This window comes from Exiguobacterium sp. SH5S13 (assembly GCF_004337085.1).
Taxonomy (GTDB): Bacteria; Bacillota; Bacilli; order Exiguobacteriales; family Exiguobacteriaceae; genus Exiguobacterium; species Exiguobacterium aurantiacum_A.
In genome coordinates this window covers 127,268-150,344 of the sequence record NZ_SJUS01000003.1, presented here as the reverse complement: position 1 = coordinate 150,344, position 23,077 = coordinate 127,268, and the positions used below count along the sequence as shown (strand labels likewise).

General features: G+C 51.3%; 25 protein-coding genes. 8 read left to right on the top strand and 17 right to left on the bottom strand.

Annotated features, from left to right (window positions below):
* Positions 1-3: 3 nt before the first annotated feature.
* From map to EVJ30_RS03415, 5 genes are all read right to left on the bottom strand, one after another.
* A complete protein-coding gene (gene map / locus EVJ30_RS03435) occupies positions 4-759 on the bottom strand; it encodes a type I methionyl aminopeptidase (protein WP_131456863.1) in 756 nt (251 codons plus the stop codon).
* An 11-nt stretch (positions 760-770) separates the two neighbouring features.
* Positions 771-1,934, bottom strand: a complete 1,164-nt coding sequence (locus EVJ30_RS03430) for an EAL-associated domain-containing protein (RefSeq protein ID WP_236635975.1) — start codon at positions 1,932-1,934, stop codon at positions 771-773.
* Positions 1,935-2,001: 67 nt separating this feature from the next.
* On the bottom strand, positions 2,002-2,253 hold the full coding sequence (locus EVJ30_RS03425) for a hypothetical protein (protein ID WP_035385950.1): 252 nt from the start codon (positions 2,251-2,253) through the stop codon (positions 2,002-2,004).
* 102 nt (positions 2,254-2,355) lie between these two features.
* Entirely contained in the window at positions 2,356-3,885 is a 1,530-nt protein-coding gene (gene cshA, locus EVJ30_RS03420; protein ID WP_070328919.1) for a degradosome RNA helicase CshA, read from the bottom strand.
* Positions 3,886-4,047: 162 nt separating this feature from the next.
* On the bottom strand, positions 4,048-4,899 hold the full coding sequence (locus tag EVJ30_RS03415; RefSeq protein ID WP_131456861.1) for a CvfB family protein: 852 nt from the start codon (positions 4,897-4,899) through the stop codon (positions 4,048-4,050).
* 567 nt (positions 4,900-5,466) lie between these two features.
* On the opposite strand from EVJ30_RS03415, the gene EVJ30_RS03410 reads away from it, so the two are divergent.
* The 4 genes from EVJ30_RS03410 (at position 5,467) to EVJ30_RS03395 (ending at position 8,729) form a co-directional block, all read left to right on the top strand.
* A complete protein-coding gene (locus EVJ30_RS03410) occupies positions 5,467-5,709 on the top strand; it encodes a hypothetical protein (protein ID WP_070328917.1) in 243 nt (80 codons plus the stop codon).
* Between the two features lie 84 nt (positions 5,710-5,793).
* Positions 5,794-6,054 (top strand): hypothetical protein, encoded by a 261-nt coding sequence (locus EVJ30_RS03405; protein WP_016508370.1) that lies wholly within the window; start codon positions 5,794-5,796, stop codon positions 6,052-6,054.
* 87 nt (positions 6,055-6,141) lie between these two features.
* A complete protein-coding gene (locus EVJ30_RS03400; RefSeq protein WP_131456859.1) occupies positions 6,142-6,843 on the top strand; it encodes a lysophospholipid acyltransferase family protein in 702 nt (233 codons plus the stop codon).
* Positions 6,840-8,729 (top strand): ABC-F family ATP-binding cassette domain-containing protein, encoded by a 1,890-nt coding sequence (locus tag EVJ30_RS03395; RefSeq protein WP_131456857.1) that lies wholly within the window; start codon positions 6,840-6,842, stop codon positions 8,727-8,729. The genes EVJ30_RS03400 and EVJ30_RS03395 overlap by 4 nt, the downstream gene beginning before the upstream one ends.
* An 18-nt stretch (positions 8,730-8,747) precedes the next feature.
* Here EVJ30_RS03395 and EVJ30_RS03390 read toward each other — a convergent pair whose 3' ends face one another.
* The 6 genes from EVJ30_RS03390 to EVJ30_RS03365 form a co-directional block, all read right to left on the bottom strand.
* Positions 8,748-9,293 (bottom strand): GNAT family N-acetyltransferase, encoded by a 546-nt coding sequence (locus EVJ30_RS03390; protein WP_131456855.1) that lies wholly within the window; start codon positions 9,291-9,293, stop codon positions 8,748-8,750.
* 22 nt (positions 9,294-9,315) lie between these two features.
* Positions 9,316-9,948: a response regulator gene (locus tag EVJ30_RS03385; RefSeq protein ID WP_070328913.1), complete on the bottom strand. Its 633-nt coding sequence runs from the start codon at positions 9,946-9,948 to the stop codon at positions 9,316-9,318.
* Entirely contained in the window at positions 9,945-10,973 is a 1,029-nt protein-coding gene (locus EVJ30_RS03380) for a sensor histidine kinase (RefSeq protein WP_131456851.1), read from the bottom strand. Before EVJ30_RS03380 ends, EVJ30_RS03385 begins: the two co-directional genes overlap by 4 nt.
* A complete protein-coding gene (gene liaF, locus EVJ30_RS03375) occupies positions 10,970-11,662 on the bottom strand; it encodes a cell wall-active antibiotics response protein LiaF (protein WP_131456849.1) in 693 nt (230 codons plus the stop codon). The genes EVJ30_RS03380 and liaF overlap by 4 nt, the downstream gene beginning before the upstream one ends.
* An 86-nt stretch (positions 11,663-11,748) precedes the next feature.
* Positions 11,749-12,405, bottom strand: a complete 657-nt coding sequence (locus EVJ30_RS03370; RefSeq protein ID WP_131456847.1) for a PspA/IM30 family protein — start codon at positions 12,403-12,405, stop codon at positions 11,749-11,751.
* A gap of 23 nt (positions 12,406-12,428) precedes the next feature.
* Positions 12,429-12,812 (bottom strand): lmo0954 family membrane protein, encoded by a 384-nt coding sequence (locus EVJ30_RS03365; RefSeq protein ID WP_016508398.1) that lies wholly within the window; start codon positions 12,810-12,812, stop codon positions 12,429-12,431.
* A 295-nt stretch (positions 12,813-13,107) separates the two neighbouring features.
* Between EVJ30_RS03365 and EVJ30_RS03360 the strand changes: the two genes are divergently transcribed.
* Positions 13,108-14,334 carry an NAD(P)-dependent malic enzyme gene (locus EVJ30_RS03360; RefSeq protein WP_131456845.1) on the top strand — a complete coding sequence of 409 codons (1,227 nt, stop codon included), beginning with the start codon at positions 13,108-13,110 and terminating at the stop codon, positions 14,332-14,334.
* 41 nt (positions 14,335-14,375) lie between these two features.
* Here EVJ30_RS03360 and pflA read toward each other — a convergent pair whose 3' ends face one another.
* Together pflA and pflB are read right to left on the bottom strand one after the other, a co-directional pair.
* Complete coding sequence (pflA, locus tag EVJ30_RS03355) at positions 14,376-15,092, bottom strand: pyruvate formate-lyase-activating protein (RefSeq protein ID WP_131456843.1); 717 nt, start codon at positions 15,090-15,092, stop codon at positions 14,376-14,378.
* 56 nt (positions 15,093-15,148) lie between these two features.
* Positions 15,149-17,395 carry a formate C-acetyltransferase gene (gene pflB, locus EVJ30_RS03350; RefSeq protein ID WP_131456841.1) on the bottom strand — a complete coding sequence of 749 codons (2,247 nt, stop codon included), beginning with the start codon at positions 17,393-17,395 and terminating at the stop codon, positions 15,149-15,151.
* Positions 17,396-17,755: 360 nt separating this feature from the next.
* On the opposite strand from pflB, the gene EVJ30_RS03345 reads away from it, so the two are divergent.
* From EVJ30_RS03345 to EVJ30_RS03335, 3 genes are read left to right on the top strand one after another with little or no spacing between them, the layout of a single operon-like run.
* Positions 17,756-18,178 carry a hypothetical protein gene (locus EVJ30_RS03345; protein ID WP_070328907.1) on the top strand — a complete coding sequence of 141 codons (423 nt, stop codon included), beginning with the start codon at positions 17,756-17,758 and terminating at the stop codon, positions 18,176-18,178.
* Between the two features lie 54 nt (positions 18,179-18,232).
* Positions 18,233-19,399 (top strand): DEAD/DEAH box helicase, encoded by a 1,167-nt coding sequence (locus tag EVJ30_RS03340; protein WP_070328906.1) that lies wholly within the window; start codon positions 18,233-18,235, stop codon positions 19,397-19,399.
* Positions 19,396-20,037 (top strand): hypothetical protein, encoded by a 642-nt coding sequence (locus EVJ30_RS03335; protein ID WP_131456839.1) that lies wholly within the window; start codon positions 19,396-19,398, stop codon positions 20,035-20,037. The genes EVJ30_RS03340 and EVJ30_RS03335 overlap by 4 nt, the downstream gene beginning before the upstream one ends.
* Before the next feature lie 30 nt (positions 20,038-20,067).
* Here the strand turns inward: EVJ30_RS03335 and EVJ30_RS03330 are convergent, their stop codons facing one another.
* From EVJ30_RS03330 to EVJ30_RS03310, 4 genes are all read right to left on the bottom strand, one after another.
* Positions 20,068-20,415, bottom strand: coding sequence for a hypothetical protein (locus tag EVJ30_RS03330; protein WP_131456837.1), 348 nt, complete (start codon positions 20,413-20,415; stop codon positions 20,068-20,070).
* A gap of 320 nt (positions 20,416-20,735) precedes the next feature.
* Positions 20,736-22,421, bottom strand: coding sequence for a b(o/a)3-type cytochrome-c oxidase subunit 1 (locus EVJ30_RS03320; RefSeq protein WP_070328899.1), 1,686 nt, complete (start codon positions 22,419-22,421; stop codon positions 20,736-20,738).
* The gene (locus EVJ30_RS03315; RefSeq protein WP_131456835.1) at positions 22,422-22,892 is read right to left on the bottom strand and encodes a cytochrome c oxidase subunit II; all 471 of its coding nucleotides are present in this window, start codon (positions 22,890-22,892) and stop codon (positions 22,422-22,424) included. It abuts the gene before it with no gap.
* Positions 22,893-22,913: 21 nt separating this feature from the next.
* On the bottom strand, positions 22,914-23,033 hold the full coding sequence (locus tag EVJ30_RS03310) for a cytochrome c oxidase subunit 2A (RefSeq protein WP_233589685.1): 120 nt from the start codon (positions 23,031-23,033) through the stop codon (positions 22,914-22,916).
* Between the last annotated feature and the right edge of the window lie 44 nt (positions 23,034-23,077).

The window sequence follows — 23,077 nt, the reverse complement described above, 5'->3', positions numbered from 1 at the left end:
GCGTCATTCTTCTCGGAACGTTCCTGTCAACACTTCATAGCCGTCCTCGGTCACGATGACCGTGTGCTCAAACTGCGAGACGGGGCTGTCGTTCGGTGTGAACAACGCCCAGCCATCCTCTTCTGACTGGTAGACGATCTCGTCTTTCGTCGAGACGAACGTCTCGACTGCGATGACTTGACCGACTTTCAAGATGTCATTCTCTTCCCGGCTATAATAGTTGGAGATCGTCTCCGGTTCGCCGTGGAGCGTGCGGCCGAGTCCATGACCCGCCAAGTTTCGAATGACGGTGAAGCCATTTTTGCGGACATCCGCGTAAATCGCTTTTCCGATCTGGTTCACTTTCGTACCGGCCTTCACTTTGCTGAGGCCCGCTTCGAGCGACGTGAGCGAGACCTCGACTAAGCGGACATGCTCTGGCGATTTCGGTGTGCCGGCGATCACCGTTCGTCCCGTGTCTGCATAATAGCCATCTTTCACGGCAGACACATCGACATTGACGATGTCCCCGTCTTTAATGACTTCTTTACCCGGAATTCCGTGGGCAGCCACTTCATTGATGGAGATACACGTATAGCCCGGAAACTCATACATCGTAATCGGCGCCGAGGCCGCTCCTTCTTCTTCAAGAATACGTTGCCCGATCGCATCGAGCTCTTTCGTCGTCATCCCTGGCGTGACGGCCCGTGCCATTTCATCCCTTGCCCGGGCGACGATTCTCCCAATCTCACGCAACGCATCATAATCGTAATCAAACATCATAATCCCTCTCAATCTAATAATCGGTTTTGGTATAAGTACTCTTCTGATAAATCGGCGAACAAAAACATGCCGTCCGGTAACGGATAGCTGAACGTACGTGTCACTTCGTTGGAGCTGAAGTCGCGATAGTCTTCCGACAAATAGCCCCGCCCGCGAACACTCATCGCCGCCATCGTCCGGATAAAGTACGGTCGAAAACTCCAGTTATAGCCTCGGTATGTGTTATCGACTTTCCAAACGTGTTGCTCTTGGTAGACGTTCGCACTCGTCTGGAAGCCCGTTTGGTCGGTCAAGTAGTAGCGGACGAGCATCCCTTCTAATTTAGGGGCGATATGGAGCAGCCATTCATCCTTCTTATCCCGTGACCATTTCCCGGTTTGGACGAGCTCCGCGACTTTTCCGTGAAGTTCGAATTCTAGCTCATACAACCGCTTCAATCGCTCTTGGTCGTGCAGGAAGAACGCTGGAACTTCTTGCGTGAGTACACTCATTCCTTTTGCTTCACGCGGCGGGAAATCCTCTTGACGACCTAACAAGCCACCCATGTAGTAACTTCCACCGTGCTGCCAGGCGTAACGCAACTGACCGAGATGATCGATTGACTTATAGAGCAGCGGGGCCCCGAGTTTCGAAGCAATGTATTCCATCGTCTGGAGCATTTGGGGGTAAGTCACCGACAACGTCTTCTTCTCGACCATCGTTGCTAAATCGACAAGCAACAACTCCGGTGCAATCGTCATGATGTCCTCGATACTCGTCGACTCCGCGAAGTCGAGCGCGACTCTCACACCAGAAGAACGATAATATTGGACGACGCGGGACAGACGAGACACATCGACGAGCTCGGTCCCTTGAAGTGTCACAAATATCCGGTGGAGCGGGAAGTTCAATTCCCGTAACGGTGCTAAAAATGCTTCTCCCCCTTCTTCAAGGATCCATTCCGACCGGCAGCGGAACGTGACGAACTGCTTTTCGTCACGCAACGATTCGGCGGCCAACCGTTCCATCCGCTTGGCGATGTCGAGTTGATACTCGACCGGTACGTCGTCATCATAAAAGAACGGGGTGAGCGACTCGCCCCTGAAATGGCCGTGTACCATGTAGCCTTCCACTTGAAACGTGGCCGCCCCGAAAATCGGTTCATATGTCACTTCGACTTCATTTGGATTCATCATCACATCCACTGCATCCAATTGGATCACCTCATCCTCATTTTCGAAACAAGAAAGCGAGCCGGTTTCAGCTCGCTCGTGTATGCACATACATATAGGCACCGAAACAAGCAATAAAATACACGATACTCATCACACCGTATCCGATTCCCATCTTCCCGCCGACGCCGATGGCCATGACTAACCAAATCATCGCGCCAAACAAAAGTGTGGCGACCGGAATATATCGGAAATTCGGACGTACTGTCCGCATAACAATCGGCTTCAATGCTAGGATGCACGCCAATAATATGACGAGACCTAAACCTAGTTCTACCATCCGTTGACACCTCATCCTTCAATCTCTACTCGTTCAGTGTAGCATGAGATAAATAAAAAAACCGCAAATCCACTTAAGGAAATGCGGTTTTCATTTTATCGATTAGTCACGCGGACGACGTGGGCCACGGTCTTCTGATGAGCGACGACGATCGTCAGTCCCACCAGTGCGTTTTCCACGGTATCCACCGCCACCGCTACGTTCGCCTGAGCGTCCGCCACGGTCTCCGCCGCCAGTGCGACGGTCTCCGCCACCACTGCGTGCGCCGCCACGGTATCCACCGCGGTCGTTGCGTCCACCTTGACGTTTCACACGGACTGGTTCTGCGTAAGAGATTTCAACAGGTGTTGAATCTGGCTCTTTCGTCAAACCACGAAGTGCTGCTGCGAGAAGCTCGACTGCTTCGTACTCTTCAAGGAGCTCAGTCGCAAGTTGCGTGTAAGCTTTGAAATCGCCCGCTTGAACGCGTTCGATCAAATCTTCAGCTGATTGCTTTTGGTTTCCTTCAAGTACTTCTGCGATCGTCGGTACGTGACGACGGTTCATTTTCTTGTTCGTCACACGTTCGATTGACTTCACTTGGCCGAATTCACGTGGCGTGATGAACGTAAGGGCAGTACCTGTTTTACCAGCACGGCCTGTACGTCCGATACGGTGCACGTAGCTTTCCGGATCTTGTGGGACGTCAAAGTTGTAAACGTGTGTGACACCTGTGATATCAAGTCCACGCGCCGCTACATCTGTTGCGACCAAGATGTCGATCGTGCCGTTTTTGAAACGACGGATGACTTGGTCACGTTTTGATTGCGTCAAGTCACCGTGAAGGCCATCAGCCGTGTAACCACGTTTGATGAGTGCTTCTGTAACTTCGTCAACACGTTTCTTCGTACGAGCGAAGATGATGCTGAGTTCTGGTGAGTCGATGTCGATCAAACGGCAAAGTGTATCGAATTTTTGACCTTCACGCAATTCGAGGAACTGTTGGTTGATGTTTTCAACTGTCATTTCCTTCGATTTCACTTTGATGATTGTTGGCGACTTCATGAAGCGCTCAGCGATCTTCTTGATTTGTGGTGGCATTGTCGCTGAGAAGAGAAGCGTTTGACGTTCAGCCGGAAGGCCTTTCAAAATCATCTCGATATCTTCAACGAAGCCCATGTTGAGCATTTCATCCGCCTCATCCAAGATCACTGTTTGGATCTCGTCGAGTTTGATCGTCTTGCGTTTCATGTGGTCCATGAGACGTCCAGGTGTCGCAACGACGATTTGCGGGTTCTTTTTCAAGCCGCGGATTTGGCGGTCGATTTGCTGACCACCGTATACAGGAAGTGCGTATACACGCTTCGTTTCCCCGATTTTGTTTAACTCTTCTGCAACTTGAATCGCAAGTTCACGTGTCGGTGCAAGAACAAGTGCTTGGACTTGACGCGCCTTTGTGTCGATTCGCTCAATTGTCGGAATACCGAAAGCTGCTGTTTTCCCTGTACCTGTTTGTGCTTGGCCTAATACATCCGCTCCTGTAAGTGCGATTGGAATTGTTTCAGCTTGGATCGGTGTCGCTTCCTCGAAGCCCATTTTGAGTACACCTTTTACTAATGCTTCACTTAACTGTAAATCTTGAAATTTTGTCAAATTATATTCTCCTTTGTTCATGCAAAAAACGTCTGAGGTTAGTTCTGCAGACGTTCTTTAAATGTTTCCTCGTAGTCAACTCTTATTACTATACCGCATTTGTTTCTAAAATGAAAGAAATACATTCTAAAACTTTTTTTAGCCACCTGGACATGAGTAATCTTATTTTAATTTATACCCGTTGTCGAGTTTTTCAACCTGCTTTTCTTTCAAGAGCTTCCCGAGCGCCCGTTTGAAGGCCGCCTTGCTCATGCCAAACTCACGGTCGATCACGTCTGGGGCTGTCTTGTCGCCGTAAGGCATTTCACCACCGCGTTCTTCGATGTAAGAACGAATGCTTTCCGCATCCGGGTCGATCGCTTCATACGCTCGCGGTTTCATCGATACAAGAACGGTACCGTCTTGCTTCACTTGCGTCACACGTACTGCTAACTGTTCGCCGAGACGCGGCCACCGCGTCATCTCTGCTTCATGTAAGAAACCGAGTGATTCATTCTCGACCCAGACGTTGACACCGACGTCACGTTTGTTGACGACGATCGCTTGAACGTCTTGATTGCCCCACTCTTCTTTGGCGGGACGGGCAAGCAAGTTCAAATACGCATAATGAGCCGGTTCTCCGAGAAGACGGCCTTTTTGATCGTACTTGAGACGGACGCATAGCTTATCGCCTTCTTTCGGCCAATATGTCCGGTTTTCAGGAAGGTCGTCGAGCGAGACGAGCACATCCTTTTGAATGCCGATGTTGACGAACACGCCCGTATTGTAGCGAACGCCTGTCACATCGAACCATTCATATTCTTCAAACGATACGTTCGGAATCGTCATCGTCGAAGCGAGACGGCCTTCCGAGTCATGATATAGGAAGACACGCACCGTTTGACCGACTGTGACTTCTTCTGTTTGTTCTTTCCGATGAAGTAATACCTCTTCACGGCCGTTCCCAATAAATACGCCAAAATCGGCTGAACGTTCCGCAACTAGATCGACTACATCTCCTGCACGTAATACCATTCTATACACATCCTTTTTCATCTTATTACTGTCAGTATACCTACCTACACACGTTCTTAATCATATCACGTTCCTTTTCCTGCTTCAGGTCAATTGTGTCCAATTTGTGAACGAGACAATGAACCACCCAACCGTCAAGCTTCTAAATCGACCGAGTATCAGACGGAATTTTGTGACAATTTTGTGAACAATGTTTTTCCATCTAGTATCCACTTTTTGAAAACGTTATTATTAAAGAAGTGTTGTTTATAAATCAGGTTTCAGCAATGTCCGAACGGGGGAAATAAAATGTTTGATGTTCAATCTCGCTCATTTGCGAAACGCTTCATGAAGGGCCTTTTGATTGCATTCTTCGCTCTTCTTGCTTCGCTGAGTTTCATATTCTCAAACGGTGTCGATACGAACGTATCGTCTTCCGTCACGATGGTTCAAGAGTAAGCGCCCTCTCGCTCGTCAGAAGGCGTTTTTTTGTTTTGTTCGACAAAAAAAGGAATTTTTTACTCACTTGTCGAACGAGAAATACGTTCGGTTTTTTCAATTGAATCATCTGGGAAGGGAGAGTCACTCATGCTATTTTATTTTCTCACCACGATTCTTTCAGTCGTCGGTTTGTCCGTCTCGCTCCAAACCGGTTTTTTCAAAGATCCAATCGGCACATTCTTGTTCGCGGCGCTGCTCGCCATGGGTCTATCTTCATTTAAACAGCTTATCGCACAAATGAACGTGCTCCTGAAAGAACGGCGCAATCAAAAGCGCATCGACCGCATCGTTGCTCGCATGCACTCCAGTTCACGCAAACGCTCTACATAACGCTCGTGTTCCCACGCCACTTTTGGTATTCTATTCTAGATAGAAGAGCACAACGGACTTGGACCGTAGGAGGCACAAACACGAATGAATGAAATCCCTTTATCGAACGAATGGCTGTTACGCTATTCACCCGTCATGGAGCTGTGGCTGAAAGAAGACGGCATTTTGCTCGTCGATGACGACAACCGAATCCGCCTCACCTTAGAAATTGGCAGTGATCACGTGATGCAGTTTAAGAGCATCGAGCAAGACGGTGCCTACTTTGTCGTTGACCCGGTGAATAAACGAATTACGTTCGAACTCGAGGAAGAAGAAGAGGAAACCGATTCTCGCTTCTGGGAATAAAGATTCATGTCTAAGAGTCAGATTCTCTGTGTGAGAAGAAGACTCTTTCTTGCTGTTTGGCTCTATTTTGAAAAGGAGATTGATACTATGTTACGCACCGCCATTTGGTTTTTCTCGTTCTTCGCCGTCTTGCCCGTCTTGCTTCCGTTTTATCCGAAAGCAAAACGACTCGACGTACCGGCACGATACGATTACGTTCAAAAAATCGCCTACAACTGGGCCGGCTTCTTATTGAAAGTGGCCGGAGCCCGAGTCCGTGTGCACGGACAAGAACATATTCCGAACGAACCGGTCGTCTACGTCGCCAACCACCAAGGAAACTTCGACATCCCGATCATGATCACGGCGACGAACCATCCGAAAGCGTTCATCTCAAAAATCGAAGTCAAAAAAATTCCGATGATCGCGGGTTGGATGGAATTGATGGGTTGCATCTTTATCGATCGCAGCGACCGCCGCCAATCCGTCAAAGCGATCCGCGCCGGTGTCGAGACAATCCAATCCGGACAGTCAATCATCATCTTCCCGGAAGGCACTCGTTCAAAAGGTGGGCCGATGAAAGAGTTTAAAGCCGGCAGCCTGACGCTCGCCACGTCGAGCGGAGCAAAAATCGTTCCGGTGGCGATCAACGGCAGCCATCACCTGCTCGAAATGAAAAACCGGATTAGACCGGGTATCGTCGATGTGACGTTTTTACCGGCTATCGACCCGGCTGACGTCTCGAATAAAGATTTGACAGCGAAAGTAGAAGCGATGATTCGCCAAGTCGTTGAAGGAGGTTCCAAATGAGTTTATTAACAATCGAAGGCATCCGTAAAGAGTTCGCCGATAAAGTCTTGTTTGACGACGTCACGATGACGATTCATCCCGGTAACCGGATTGGTGTCATCGGCGTCAACGGTTCTGGGAAATCGACGTTCTTAAAAATCATTGCCGGCGTCGAAACAGCAGACAAAGGCACGATGCAACATCCGAACGACTATCGGATTCGTTATTTGACGCAAACCGTCGATTTCGCTCCCGGTCAGACAATTTTAGACGCCTTGTTCACGAGCAACACCCCATCCGTCTTGGCGTTAAAACAATACGAGCTCGCTCGCCAAGCACTCGAGGCGAACCCATCGAGCGAGCAATGGCTCGAACGTTTCATGAAAGCACAGCAAGCGGTCGATGCCGCTGACGCTTGGGAAACGGAAGCGAAGCTGAAGTCGATCTTGAATCGGCTCGGGTTACCCGACGTGTCGGCCGAGATCAGTTCCCTCTCCGGGGGCCAACAAAAACGGGTCGCGCTCGCTGCGGCCTTGCTCGACGAAGCCGACTTGCTCTTACTTGACGAGCCGACGAACGAACTTGACGCCGATACGATCGCTTGGCTCGAGACGGTTCTCGCGGACTACCGAGGCGCGATCTTGCTCATCACCCACGACCGTTATTTCTTGAACCGTGTGACGAACCATATTCTCGAGATTGCCGACGGCACGTCTTACTTTTATGACGGGAACTATGAACTGTTTCTCGAGAAACGGGCCGAACGCAAAGCCCGCTCCCAGTCGATGGAACAAAAGCGGCAAAACATCTTGCGACGCGAGCTCGCTTGGCTACGCCGCGGTGCCAAAGCTCGGACGACGAAACAGAAAGCCCGGATTCAACGTGTCGAGGGCTTAAAGCAGCAAGAGGCACTCGCCGAAGACGATGCGCTCGACGTATCGGTCGGTTCACGCCGGCTCGGTAAAAAAGTCATCGAAGTCGAACAGTTGTCGTTCCAGTATGCGGACACGCCGCTCATTCACGATTTCAGTTGGCTGTTCGGACGCCGGGAACGGTACGGCATCGTTGGACCGAACGGGAGCGGCAAGACGACGCTCATGAACTTACTCGCCGGTCGCATCGAACCGACGTCAGGCACGGTCGTCCACGGTGAGACGGTTCACATCGGTTACTACGGTCAACAAGTCGAATTTGACGATACGACGCGACGGGTCATCGACGAGATCGAACGGATCGCCCAAGTCATCTACACACCGGACGGCGAGACGATCACCGCCGGTCAAATGCTCGAGCGTTTCTTGTTCACACCGGACGCCCAATATAAACCGATCAGTAAACTGTCCGGTGGCGAGAAGCGGCGCCTTGTGTTGCTGCGGATTTTGATGGATGAGCCGAACGTCTTGTTCTTAGATGAGCCGACGAACGATCTCGATACGGAAACGTTGTCGGTTTTAGAGGACTACTTAGAGTCGTTCCCAGGAACCGTCATCGCCGTCAGTCACGACCGTTACTTCCTTGACCGTATCGCCGAGCAACTCATCGCCTTCGAAGAGGGGACAATCAACGTCTACCACGCCGAATATAGCGATTATCTGGCCGAGCTTCAAGACGAGGCACGTCAACTTAAAAAAGAACCGAAAGACAAGAAAGAGCGCGCCAAAGTCGACGTCGTCAAATTCACTTTTAAAGAACAAAAAGAGTGGGAGACGATCGAGGAAGAGATCGCTCTAACCGAACAGAAAATCGAAGCTGCAGAAGCGCGACTCGCCGATGCCGGTAGCGATCTCGGAAAAGTGAACGATCTTTACGCTGAAATCAGTACCCTCAAGCAAACACTCGAAGAAAAAATGGAGCGCTGGGAGTACTTGTCTGAAATCGATGAACAAATTCAAGCTCAGAAAAAATAAAAAAAGACGGATCACAATTTAACATTGTGGTCCGTCTTTTTTCGCTATGTAGCCGTATACGTACACGTCGTATGTTTGATTACCTTGGCGCATATAGTGGCGCAGTGTTCCTTCACGAATAAAACCATTGCGTTCTAACAGTTGCTGCGAAGGGATATTTTCAGGATAGACGATAGCCCCGACTCGCTCGATATCTGCGGAACACGCAGCAAACGTCAATACCGCCTGCAACGCCTCTGTCGCGTAGCCGTTCCGCCAATAATGCGGATGGATCTCATAACCGATCTCGGCACGTCGATGGCGCGGGGCGCGATTGTGGAAGCCGATCGTCCCCATCAACTCGGGATTACCTTTCCTCATAATGCCCCAACGCATGATCGACCCGTCGGCAATCCCTTCTAGCATCCCGAATAGCATTTGTTCCGTCTGTCCAAGCGATTGATGCGGCTCCATCCCATAATGGCGCAACACGTCGACGTTTGAAAAAATCGTGAATAGACGCTCCGCATCGGTCGGTTGTAACTGCCGTAACTGCAGTCGTTCCGTTTCAATCGTTGGAATCATCCCGTTTCCCCCGTCCGAGTGATTATTTGTCCACTAAATTATGTTGAAACGCATAGACGACCGCTTGCGTCCGGTCATAGACGTCAAGCTTCGTCAAAATATTCGAGACGTGCGTCTTCACCGTCTTCAACGAAATGTATAATTCATCGGCGATGACTTGGTTCGCCTTGCCTTCGGCCATCAGTTGCAAAATCTCGCGTTCCCGCGCCGTCAAACTTTCATGAAGGGTCGTCTCCGGATGCCGCAGACGTTCGAGCATCTTGCCGGTCACTTGTGCGGCCATGACCGGATTACCGGCTGCCGTCTGACGGATCGCGTCGGCGATTTCATTCGCGTTCGCCGTCTTCAAGACATAACTCATCGCACCGGCCTCGATGACCGGATACACTTTTTCATCGTCCAAAAAACTCGTCACGACTAAAATTTTCGCATCTTTCCAGCTCGCTTTGATACGCTTCGTCGACTCGACTCCGTCCACAGGCTCCATCACGAGGTCCATCAAGACGACGTCCGGTTTTTCAGCGATGGCGAGTTCCGCTCCGGTCGCCCCGTCCGACGCTTCCCCGACTACTTCAATGTCCGGCTGTGTCGACAGAAATGCCGAGACACCAGCCCGGACCATCTCATGATCATCAATCAATACGACTCGAATCATTCTAACCCCTCCACTTGTTGTTTCACACGCACTTCGATTTGTGTACCGACTCCAGGCACGCTGACGAGACGTAACGTCCCGCCGACTTCGGCCGTTCTCTCTCTTATCGATTGTAAGCCATATGAGGCGACTTGTGTATCCTCGACATTAAAACCGATCCCGTCGTCATTTATTTTCAAGATGACCGTCTGTTGGACGGTCCGCATTTCAATTTCGAGCCGCTTCGCCTTGGCATGCCTGAGCGTATTGCTGATCGCTTCTTGAACGATGCGGAACAACTCATTTTCCGCATGGCGTGACAATTTCACTTCCTCGAGACGCCAGATGAGCTCGGTCGATTGTTTGCGGGACAGTTCTTCTAACAGACGTTCAATCCCCGTCTTCAAGGTCATCCCTTCTAACTCGACGGGACGAAGCTGCAACAAGAGCGAACGCATCTCGGCCTGAGCGGTCTGTGCCATGACTTCGACTTGACCGATCTGTTTAGCGGCGAGTTCCGGTTTCGATTCGATCGTCTGCTTGACCGCTGTCGTCATCATCGAGATCGCGTAGAGTTGTTGGCTGACCGAGTCGTGCAGCTCACGGGCGACGCGACGACGTTCTTCGACGACCGCCTCGCTACGTGCCTCTTCGACACTGACCGGCCGATCGCCGACCCGTTTGGCGACTTCGATCATCTCCGTACGTTGTTTGCTGATACGGACAATCCGTTCAAGCGTGTCGCGGTACGGCGATAACGGCCGGAACACGATCTCTTTTTGATTCTCGAGCTTCCATAGGGCAATCGCCACTTCACGGAAATCCCGGCGTAAATAAAAATAAGAGCCAACTCCAAATATGCTGCCGATCAAGACGGCGATGACAATGATAGACACACCGAAAGGCAACCCTTCTTCACGTGTAAATAAATCTCGGAGTGAAGTCGAGTCACCTATTAGAAATGCAATCGTCACGAATAGCGCCGTCAGTAGACTACTGAATAATTGGTGCCAGACGACCGTCCTTGGGTAAGAATCCTTCTTCATACGGTCATCACCTCGACGCTTCCGCTCATGAGCACGATATGAATCCGGACTTTCCGGTTCGCTGCTTGATACTCATCGGACGCCGTATAAAAACGGCGGTTAAACACCGGTGAATAGTTCGATTCATCGACTTGGATCTTGCCAAAACCGATCGAGGCGTCGATCGAATAATCGTAACCGGCCGGGATGAGGATGCGGATATCCCCAGCGAGTCCGTTCAAGAGCAAGAACGTCTCCCCTTCCGGAATGATGGCGCGCGATAAATCCATCTCGACGTCGCGCAGCAAAAAGAATTCATTCGTGTCTTGCAAGACGTAATGGCCCGACTCTTTCGTCCCGAACGAAAACGCCTGTTCTTGACGAATATGCGACCGGAACCGACTCGACTCAAGCGGTCGATTTTTATACAAACGGTACCCGAACATGAGCAATAATCCTGATAAGACGAACCCGAACGCGGCCGAAGAAAAGATGAGTCCGACGAGCATCACGCCGCCAATCCCATAAAAGATATAACTGACCGGCTGATTTCCTTTCCGGCTGAAGCGACGCCCGATATAAAGCAATAAGAGCGGCACAATCATGCTGAAGAGGACGCTGTTCCCACCCGTCAAGATGTCGATAAATAGTCCGATGGCAAATAAAATAATCATGAAGCCGATGATTTGGCGTGTGTTCCAACGTTCCACTCTGATCCCCCCTCCCTATCGATATGTACAATGAAGCAAAGAAGCGATGGCCCGAAAATATTCTGGACCATCGCTGAACCAGTACGTCAGTCTTGTTTAAAGCGACGCTCAAGTTCTTTTAATTTTGCTTCGAAATCATCTTCGTCCATCGCGTCGATTTTTTCGTCGACCTCAGGTTCTTCTTTCGTTGCGTCTTTCTTCTCTTCTTCTGTGAACGGATGCGACTTCGATGTGTCCGCTCCGAAGATTTGATCGAGCGCACCTTTCAACAAATCAAGGTTCTCACGCATCGCGAACTCGTAACGCTTGTTTTGCATCTCGTCGAGTTTGAGGCGCATCTCAAGGGCACGGCGCTCAAGGGCATCAAGTTCACGACCGCCTTCGTCTAACAAGCCTTCGAAGTAGCGATACTGTTCACCGTAATGTTTTGACTCGAGAGCAGCGCGTTCAGCCAGTTTCTCTTCGCCGGCTTGTTTCGCGAGCTCTGTCTGTTCGTAGCGCTTGTCAGCCATCAATTTGGCATCGTCACGCTTCGTCGCGAGTTCGCCGAGCAACGCCTTCTGACGCTCGACGAGACGTTCGACCGACAACGCCTCTTTTTCAGCGCCGCGGATGTGGCGGTTCAATTCGGCTTCCCCACTCGAGCGTGGCGCCTCTTTATCTTGATACTTTTTCATTTCTTTTGAAAATTCTTTCGTCAACTCGTTAGCTAAATCACGAAACTGATCAAATGGTGTCTTCATCATAAAATCCTCCTTCTAAAAACTTAGCGACGGTTTACAAACTTTTGCCAGACTTGATCGAACGATTGGAAGCTGCTACGACTAGCACGCGACCCGTCCGCATTTAAGATCTCAACGTCCCGCTTTTGGTTGGCATACATCATATACCCTTTAAACAACATCCATGCCACCACAATTCCGATTAACGCCCAAATATTCGACAAAATCGTGATGATCCCGATCACGGCGAGCAAGCCGTAACCGATTTTTGCGCCGACATGCGTCACGGCCATGAATCTGACTCCAGCCCAAAGTGCTAAGAGCGCCCCCAAACCAAACATGATCATATTTGGTAAAAAGCCGATTAGGACGAGAACTAGAGAGATTGCCGCCACGATGAACAACACTTGCTTCACTTGGCGATTCATCTGTCATCCCTCCTCATTAAGTACACTCTTATCATAATACGCCATTTAAAAGATGGCGACGAGCGGAAGGCTTGTTTTTCCTCGGTCTGTAGACTGAGATGATAGCGGTATCAGAAAATCTGGTACATCGAATGTATCGAACAATGAATTGTCAGGACCAATTCTACATATATGAACAATCGTTCAGAAATAATTGCGTCCATAGCAGGTAAAACGCTCGAAAGTAAGCGGTTTCTTCGATACAATGTAGTCGATTGTGACAGACAAAAAATCGTACGCACACAGGGAGAGAGTTATGAAAACATTGAACGAACGCGCACTCGAGATGCATGCTTTGCACCACGGTAAATTAGAAACGACGCCAAAAGTCGACGTCGACACGACAGAAGCGCTCAGCCTCGCCTACTCACCGGGCGTCGCCGAACCGTGCCGCCGCATCGCCGACAATAAAGAGCTGTCCTATGAATATACGTTGCGCGCCAACACGGTCGCCGTCGTCTCGGACGGAAGCGCCGTACTCGGGCTCGGCAACATCGGTCCGGAAGCGGCGTTGCCGGTCATGGAAGGCAAGGCCGTCCTGTTCAAAAGTTTCGCCGGGGTCGATGCGTTCCCGATTTGTTTAGACACACACAACGTCGATGAGATCGTGCGGACGGTCGAACTACTGGCCCCGACGTTCGGCGCCGTCAACTTAGAAGACATCAAGGCACCCGAATGTTTTGAGATCGAGGCCCGGTTGAAGCAGACGCTCCCAATCCCGGTCTTCCATGACGATCAACACGGGACGGCGATCGTCGTCTTGGCCGGCCTCGTCAATGCACTCCGTTTGGTCGACAAGACGATGCCTGAACTGCGTGTCGTCATGAATGGGGCCGGGGCCGCCGGAATCGCCATCGCCAAACTGCTCAAGCGCTTCGGCGTCGAGGACCTCGTCATCTGTGATACGAAAGGTGCGATTTATGAAGGACGCGCCGACGGCATGAACCCGTTCAAAGACCAAATCGCCAAGGCGACGAACCGGAAGCTCCACATCGGTACGCTCGCCGACGTGCTCGAGGGGGCCGACGTCTTCATCGGCGTCTCAGCCGCCGGCGCCGTCACCGAGGACATGGTCCGCACGATGGCCACGGATCCGATCATCTTCGCCCTCGCGAACCCAATTCCAGAGATTATGCCGGATCTCGCGACTTCCGCAGGGGCCCGCATCGTCGCGACCGGTCGCTCGGACTTCGCCAACCAAGTGAACAACGTCCTCGCTTTCCCCGGTATTTTCCGTGGGGCGCTCGACGTCCGGGCGTCAGAGATCAACGAAGAGATGAAAGAAGCGGCCGTCCATGCGATCGCTGACTTATTAACAGAGGACGACCTCGCGAACGGCATCGTCATCCCGAGCCCGTTCGACGAGCGGGTCGCACCGGCCGTCGCAATCGCCGTCGCGAAGACGGCTGTCGAGACCGGTGTCGCCAACCGTCCGCTCGATGAGGACGCTATTCGCCGCCACGTGCGTGATAAACGGCTATAACACGAAAAACTGCGCAGACCATAACGGTCTGCGCAGTTTTTTTAGACTGTACCTTGCAAGATCCCTTCCGCCCACTCGACTTCTTCCGTCGTCGGTGGTTTGATGCCTTTTAATGGATAGTCGAGGCCGAGCGCCTCCCATTTATAGACGCCCATCTCGTGATACGGCAAGATTTCAACTTTCTCGACGTGGTCGAGTTTTTGAATGAACGCCGCCGTGCGCCGGAGCGCCCCTTCATCAAGCGTCCATTCCGGGACAAGAACGTGGCGAATCCACATTTTCGTTCCGCGCTCGGATAAATGTTCAGCAAGCGCGAGCGTGTTGGCGTTGCTCCGTCCTGTCAGTTTCTTGCACATGTCGTCATCGATGTGTTTAATATCGAGTAAGACGAGGTCGGTGTGGTCTAAGATGGCGTCAAGGTTAGGAGGACGGAGTGCACCCGACGTATCGAGCGTCGTGTGGAGCCCGTGTTTTTTCGCTTCACGCAACAGCGCTTCTAAAAACTCTGGCTGCGCGAGCGGATCGCCCCCTGAAATTGTGATGCCGCCTTTTGATGCTTCCATGAACGGACGATAGTTGAGCGCTTCTTGAATGACGTCCTCGGCCGAACGATGGTTATTCTTTTTAAAATCCCACGTATCAGCGTTGTGGCAATACAAGCAGCGAAGCGCACAACCTTGCAAAAAGACGATAAAACGAATTCCCGGGCCGTCAACGGTTCCAAACGATTCGACCGAGTGTACATATCCCATTGTCATCGAGATGACCTCCTAACGAATGAGCGGCCTTCAAGCGAAGGCCGCCAAGCCTTTACTTATAATGAACCGTGGAACGTCCGGTTGATGACGTCGATCTGTTGCTCGCGTGTCAACTTGATGAAGTTGACGGCGTAACCTGATACGCGGATCGTGAGCTGCGGGTACTCTTCTGGATGTTCCATAGCGTCGAGCAGCGTCTCACGATTGAAGACGTTGACGTTCAAGTGGTGACCTTTGTGCTCGCCACCCATATAGCCGTCAAGAAGTGCCGCCAAGTTAAGTTCACGTGCGACGTCTTCTTTACCGAGTGCTTTCGGTACGATCGAGAACGTGTACGAAATGCCGTCTTGCGCGTGTTCGAACGGAAGTTTGGCGACTGACGAGAGCGACGCTGCCGCTCCTTTCGTATCGCGGCCGTGCATCGGGTTCGCACCTGGTGCGAACGGCTCACCAGAACGACGGCCGTCCGGCGTATTACCTGTTTTCTTGCCGTAGACGACGTTCGACGTGATCGTCAAGACCGACTGCGTATGAAGCGCGTCGCGGTACGTTTTATGTTTCCGGACTTTTTCCATGAACGATCCGACGAGTTCGACGGCGATCGCGTCGACACGGTCATCGTTGTTTCCGAATTTCGGGAAGTCGCCTTCTGTTTCAAAGTCGACAGCGATGCCGAATTCATTCCGGACCGGTTTGACCGTCGCATATTTGATTGCTGACAAGCTGTCCGCCGTCACCGAAAGGCCAGCGATACCACAAGCCATCGTCCGTAAGATTTCAGGATCGTGGAGCGCCATTTCGATCCGTTCGTACGCATATTTATCGTGCATGAAGTGAATGACGTTGAGTGTGTTGACGTAAAGCTCCGCGAGCCAGTCGAGCGTCCGGTCGAAATCAGCGTACACTTTGTCGTACGTGAGGACGTCTTCTGTGTTCATGTCCCAAGCCGGAGCGATTTGATCGCCGCTCTTCTCATCGCGTCCACCGTTCATGCTGTAGAGGAGTGCTTTCGCCATATTGGCACGGGCACCGAAGAACTGCATCTGTTTGCCGATTTTCATCGGTGACACACAGCAGGCGATGCCGTAATCGTCACCAAACTCTGGAAGCATGAGGTCGTCGTTTTCGTATTGGATCGCCGACGTCTCAATTGACATCTTCGCGCAATATTGTTTGAATCCTTCCGGTAATTTCGTCGACCAAAGCACCGTCAAGTTCGGTTCTGGTGCCGGGCCGAGGTTTGTGAGCGAGTGAAGGAAACGGAACGAACTCTTCGTGACGTTCGAACGGCCATCCTCACTCATCCCACCGATTGATTCCGTGACCCAAGTTGGATCTCCAGAGAACAATTCGTTATAGTCAGGCGTCCGCAAGAATTTGACGATGCGGAGTTTCATGATGAAGTGATCGACGATTTCTTGGACGTCTGACTCTGTCAAACGGCCCGCCGCCATGTCACGCTCAGCGTACACGTCAAGGAATGTCGATACGCGTCCGAGAGACATCGCCGCACCGTTTTGTTCTTTGACAGCTGCAAGGTAAGCGAGATATACCCATTGATAGGCTTCTTGCGTCGTTTCAGCCGGGCGACCGAGGTCGAATCCGTAAGCAGCGCCGAGTTGTTTCAATTCTTGAAGGGCACGAAGCTGTTCAGACATCTCTTCCCGCGTCCGAATGTCTGCTTCTGAGAGGAAACCGCCATTGTTCGCCAAATCTTTTTTACGCTCGGCAATCAAGAAATCTAAACCGTATAAGGCAACGCGACGGTAGTCACCGATGATCCGGCCACGTCCGTATGCGTCTGGGAGACCTGTGATGATCCCTGACTTCCGTGCCGCCCGCATCTCTGGTGTGTAGGCATCGAAAACACCTTGGTTGTGTGTTTTACGAATGTCTGAATAGATTTTTGTGATTTCAGGATTTGGTTCGAAGCCGTATGACTCGAGCGCGGCGTCGACCATGCGGATGCCGCCGTTCGGATGAATCGAGCGTTTGAACGGTTCGTCCGTTTGGACACCGACGACTTTTTCAAGGTCTTTATTTAAGTACCCAGGTCCGTGTGAGATAATTGTCGACGGCGTGTTTTGATCGACATCCCAAACGCCCCCGCGTTCCCGTTCTTCTTTCGTCAATTCCATCACTTGTCCCCAAAGACGATTCGTCGCCTCTGTCGGTCCGACTAAGAAACGGTCATCCCCTGTATACTCGTGGCGGTTCAAGCGGATAAATTCACCGACATTCACTTCGTTCGTCCACTGTCCAGGAACAAATCCTGACCAGGCTGATTTAATTTCAGTTGCCATTATGGTCACTCCTCATAGTTGAGATAACTGCCTGATTCCTTATAATATGAGTGTACGTGAAAACGCCAACAATATGTTTTACATTCTTGTGAAAGTTGTAACAATCTCATGAACATTGGTGTTATGCCGTTTTTGTAAGCGCTATTTTATCTGTTATAGTAGTTTTTCAACTTACATAGAAACAGACGAATCCCTGTCCGTTCACGTTCTTGTGAATCCTGTATTATCTTTAAGGAGTTGTGAAAAATCATACAGTTTTTGTAGTGACTTAACTCACAGGTTCGGGATAGAACTTGAATTTTTGCCTTATATCGAGCACAATGGAAGCAGAACATTGTAGAAGAGGAAGGGGTTCTTCCCATGACGTATGAACCATTAACAGCCGAGCATAACTTAAAAGCCGGTGACCGCATCTCCCTTAAAGTCGAAGAGGCTGGAGACAAGCGCGACGGATTTATCACAGAATTTGAAGAAAAAGGCTTTTGGATTCGCTTTGATGACGATATCGAGAATGAGGATTTCATCGATTTCCGTGACCATTTAATGGTCGCACTCGTGTCGCGCCCAATCGACGTCGCGACGACGTATCCAGAACTAAACGCCTATGCAAAATTGCTTAAGGAATTGGAATACCGCGTGTATCAAGGCTTCACGGTCGAAGGTGTCGAAGCCTCACCTGAGCACATCGACGTGCACATCAAACTCGTCGAGGACGGGCAAGTGTACACACAGACGCTCCGTTCATCGATTGACCAAGACACTGAACATGTTCGCTATATTTGAACCAGGGAGCGCTTATGCTTCCTTTGTTTTTGCCCAACGATAAGGAGAACTGATATGAACTTTACAAAACCATTCATTAACGAAGCCTGGGAACGCCTTGGCTTTAACGAACCGATGCCGGTCCAAGCGGAAGCGTTCCCGCCCCTTTTAGAAGGAAAAGACGTCACGATCGAAGCACCGACAGGGACAGGTAAGACACTCGCTTATCTTTTACCCGCTATTGAAAAAATCGATGCCTCGAACGACCGGATCCAAGTCGTCATCGTCGCACCGACGCGCGAACTCGTCATGCAGATCCAAACGGTGGCGCAACGTTTCACCGAAAAAGGTGACGTCCGGATTGCCTCGTTCATCGGCGGCGTCGAACTGAAGCGCCAAATCGATCGCTTGAAGAAAAAACCGCATTTAATCGTCGGGACACCAGGACGTCTCGTTGAATTGATCGAGAAGAAAAAACTTAAACTGCACGAAACGCATACGATCGTGCTCGATGAAGCCGATCAAATCATCGACAGCGGATTGACGGAAGCAGCCGAGCGCATCATCAACCATACGGCGCACGAGCATCAAATCTCACTCGTTTCGGCGACGTTGACGGACACGCTCCAAGCATGGGCTGCCCCATTCTTGAAAGAACCGGTTCACGTGAAGGTCGAACGGACTGTCAGTGCTCAAGTGACGTACGGCTATATGTTGACGACACGTCGCTATAAGCCAGAACTGCTTCGCCGCCTGTCACACGTCGACGGCGTCAAAGTGCTCGCGTTTATCAACAACCGCTCGTTCTTACCGCCGCTCAAAGGTGAGCTCGATAAGATGAAAGTGAACTACCGTATGCTCGATAGCTTGAAAGGGAAACGTGCCCGCGTCGAGACGCTCCGCGAATTCCGTAAAGGCGAATATCCGCTCCTCATCACGACGGGTCTCGCAGCGCGCGGACTCGACATCGATGAAGTGACGCACGTCGTCCATTTCGATTTACCTGAATCGACCGATGACTTCATCCACCGCTCAGGACGGACCGCTCGCGGTAGCGCGGCCGGGACGGTCCTCTCGATCGTGACGCCGGAAGATTTGACGCACTTGAAATCGTTCGCCCGCCAGCTCGGTGTCGAATTGAAAGAGCTTGAGATTTACCGTGGCGAAGTCATCGAGAAACGGATCGAAGACAAACCGCCGGTCGTCAAACGTCCTGCAGACAAGCGAGGACCACGGCGATGAAAAAAGACCGGAAAGTAATTCCCTTCCCTTTGCTCGTCGAAGAGTCCGAATTGCTGGCCGAACTGAAAAAGTTATACGAGCAAGCGGCACTCGCACGCAGCACGCAGTGGACGAACTATATCCAAGAGATCGCTTCGGAAGGCACGTGGCACTTGAAAGACGCCGAACTGTTCCGCGATTTGTTCATCGATTGGGCCGTCTTCTTTGAGACGGACGAGGACGGGATGACACCGCATGGCCGCTATTTGGCGGACCATAAAGCCGATATGTCACCCGCCCTCTATCACGCCTTGCGCGGTCTCGCCGTCCCCCGGTGCTCTGTCTTTGAAGTGACCGAGGACGGTCTCCGCGATTGGGAGACGAAAGAATCGTATAAAGTGACGTTGCCGGAGGTTCGTGAACCGGGCGACGTCATGCTCGGCAAACTGCTCGATATCCGTGGCAGCTGGCGCTTCGGGTCGGCCTTCCTCGCACTTCCAGCGAAGATGGCTGGCAACGTAGCAGATCTGTACATCGACTTCATGGATGAGGTCGGTCCAGGTGCGTTCCTCGACCAGTTCCCAGAATTCTGTGCAGAACTGATCGATATGTTGCTTGATTTAGAAGAAGGGGTCATCATCCCGAAACCAACGAAATAACCGAGAGGCAGCCGCCTCTCGGTTTTTCTATTAGTAAACATAGTAATGGACGGGTCGATTCGCCGTCTGTCCGCTGTCTCCTTCTGCTTTTATGGAAGCGCGCGAAACCATTTCCCCTTCATCATATACTTCTAACATGGCTCCTTCTTTTTTAGGAAGCACATGATAGACTAACTGATCGATATAAGTGATTGACCCGACTGCACCTTGAATGACTTGGCGAGTCGTCTGCTCTAACGAGTTTAAATCAATAATCAATTCTGTTCCGTCAGATCGAATCGCACGATATTCATCTCCCGTATCTTCTTTTAACGTCTCAAGTGTCATTGCTTGAATCGGAATATAGCGATTGCCCATTGATACTTGTTCTTGATGCATAGTCGAATACCATGACCACTCCGATCAATGTCTTTGAACGGTCGATTTTTTGAGTGACAAACGTCTTCGATGACTTGCTTGCTACGATAACGCTTCTTAACTTCGGATTCCCTTCCCCGTATTGCCGTTTGATTTTGCTGACGAGCTCGTCCATCGTGACGTCGAGCTCTCGCCGCGACGGCATCATTTCCCGAAACAATCCAAAACAAAAGACGCATCCTCATTGATTAGGATGCGTCAGTTTGATGAGCGGACGATATAGTCGGCTTGTATTAACGGATTGATCGTTTTGATGCCCCTAGCAAAGGGCTGACTTCAGTTTACCAGAGCACCCAACCTTTCGCTCCCGGAGGCGCGCTTTCAATCAAGTGCCAAATCGGAACCGTGTAGGCGAATGCGATCAAGACGAACGTGACCGTGATCCAGAGCTTCCAGTTCTCGAAGAACCGTGGCGTCTCCATTGCCGCCTCTTCCGTTTCCGCGAGTGGGAACTCTTCCTCACCTTTTGGTGCGAGGAATGACAAGTTGAACATCGAATAGACGAAGATGAGCACCGAGACGAGAAGGATCGTCCCGCCGATTGCCATCGCCATATGGTACGGGATCCATTCACGCGTCAACGCGTCTGAGAAATACGTCGCCGGACCGGTCCGACGCGGGTTACCTTGAAGGCCTGAGATGTGCATCGCATACGACATGATCGACATCCCGAACGCCCACGTCCCCGTCTGAATCAAACCGAGACGGTTCATCGATTTCGTGAGTGTCCGTCCGCGTAGTACCGGCACGAGCCAATAGGCGGTTCCAAAGAACGTCAAGGCGACGGCCGTCCCGACCGTGATATGGAAGTGACCGGTGACCCAAAGCGTGTTGTGGACCATCGCGTTCAATTGGTGCGACGCGTTGATGATACCACCGGCACCAGCCGGAATGAAGAACAACATTCCGACGAACGGGGCGAGGAAACGCACATCGCCATACGGCATCTTTTTGACCCAACCGAATAAGCCGCGTGCGCCGAGCGCGCGTCCCCGCAGCTCGAACGTCGCGAACAGCGAGAACGCCGTCATGAACGACGGGATGACGACGAGGAACGTCAAGATGACTTGGACGAACTTCCAAAACGGATCGATCCCCGGCTCTGTCAACTGGTGGTGGAAACCGACCGGGAACGAGAACAAGAGGAACAACAAGAACGCCATCCGCGCGAGCGCGTCCGAGAAGATCTTCCCACCGATGACTTTCGGCACGACCGTATACCAGACGATATAGGCCGGCATGAGCCAGAAGTAAACGAGCGGGTGACCGAAGTACCAGAACAACGTCCGACTCAGTTCAATCCCGACCGTGTCTTTCCATCCGAGCGAGAGCGGGAGCAGTTGGAACAAAATCGTCCCGGCAACACCGAGTGTCGCGATGACCCAGAGCAACATCGTCATGATACTCATGTACGCTGGGAGTGGCGGGTGAACGCCAGGGTGTTCCCGTTTATAGTCCGCATACATGCGGAACATCGCGAACGCCGAGAACCATGTACCGACGACGAACAGGACGAGACCGACATAGAAGATCGGGTCGGCCATGAGCGGAGCGTAGAACGTGTAAAGTACAGTCGCTTTATTGGCGAGCACCATGATCGTCACGAGTACCGCCCCGGCGATGATCATCCAAAAACCGAGCCAAGCGACACGTGTCGGGAACGATTCAAACCGTCCGAACGACTTGGCGAGCAGCGCGTAAAGTAAGCCGATGATAAACATCGTCGTAAAGACGAGACCAAGCATGATACCGTGAGCCGTCAACAGTTGATAGTAACCGAATACTTCCGGAATGATTCCTGTACGGATGAGCGTCTGCATGAGTCCCGCGATCGCTCCAATCAAGACGGCGAGTACCGAGACGACAACGTGGGCATAGGCGAGGCGCGCTTCTTTCACACCGATGCTCGGCACCGGCACACCGCGCTCCATTTCCCACTGTTTCAGTTTTGAGGCTACGTCGTTCATTTAGTCCACCACCTTAATTTTTGTCGCCATCATGTGATGGCCCGTCCCGCAATATTCGTTACAGAGAATTAAAAATTCGCCTGTTTCTTCAAACGTATACGTGAGCGAGTTGATATGTCCCGGCACGACCATCATGTTGACCGGTGTCCCCGTCAACTGGAAACCGTGGACGACGTCCGGTGACGTGACGAGAAACGTCACTTTCGCACCTTTCGGGATTTCAACGTTCCCCGGTGTGAACGTGAACGCCTGCGCGACCATGACGAGTTCATACTCGTTATCACCAATTTTATTAAGTCCAGGTTTATCGAACGGCGCCGTCTGATGCACTTTTGCCGGGTCGATCAAATCGGCGTCCGATGCGGGCTGGTTTCCGGCCGCAAACGCCGAAATGCCGAGCACTGCCAAAAACACGCCTAATAGAACGATGCCAAAGATCAGCCAATATTTTTCAAGCTTATGAATATGCATGTTTGTTCTCTCCTTTTGACGTTATCGTGTAACAAATAAATAAAAGACCGACGACCACATGGCGATGATGACACCCGCGACAATCATGACCGATGTGAACGTGCCTTTCAGATTCGGTTCTTGCCCACCGTTCTTATCCACGTGAAGGACCCCTTTCGCTATAATTTCCTCTTTCATTGTATGAA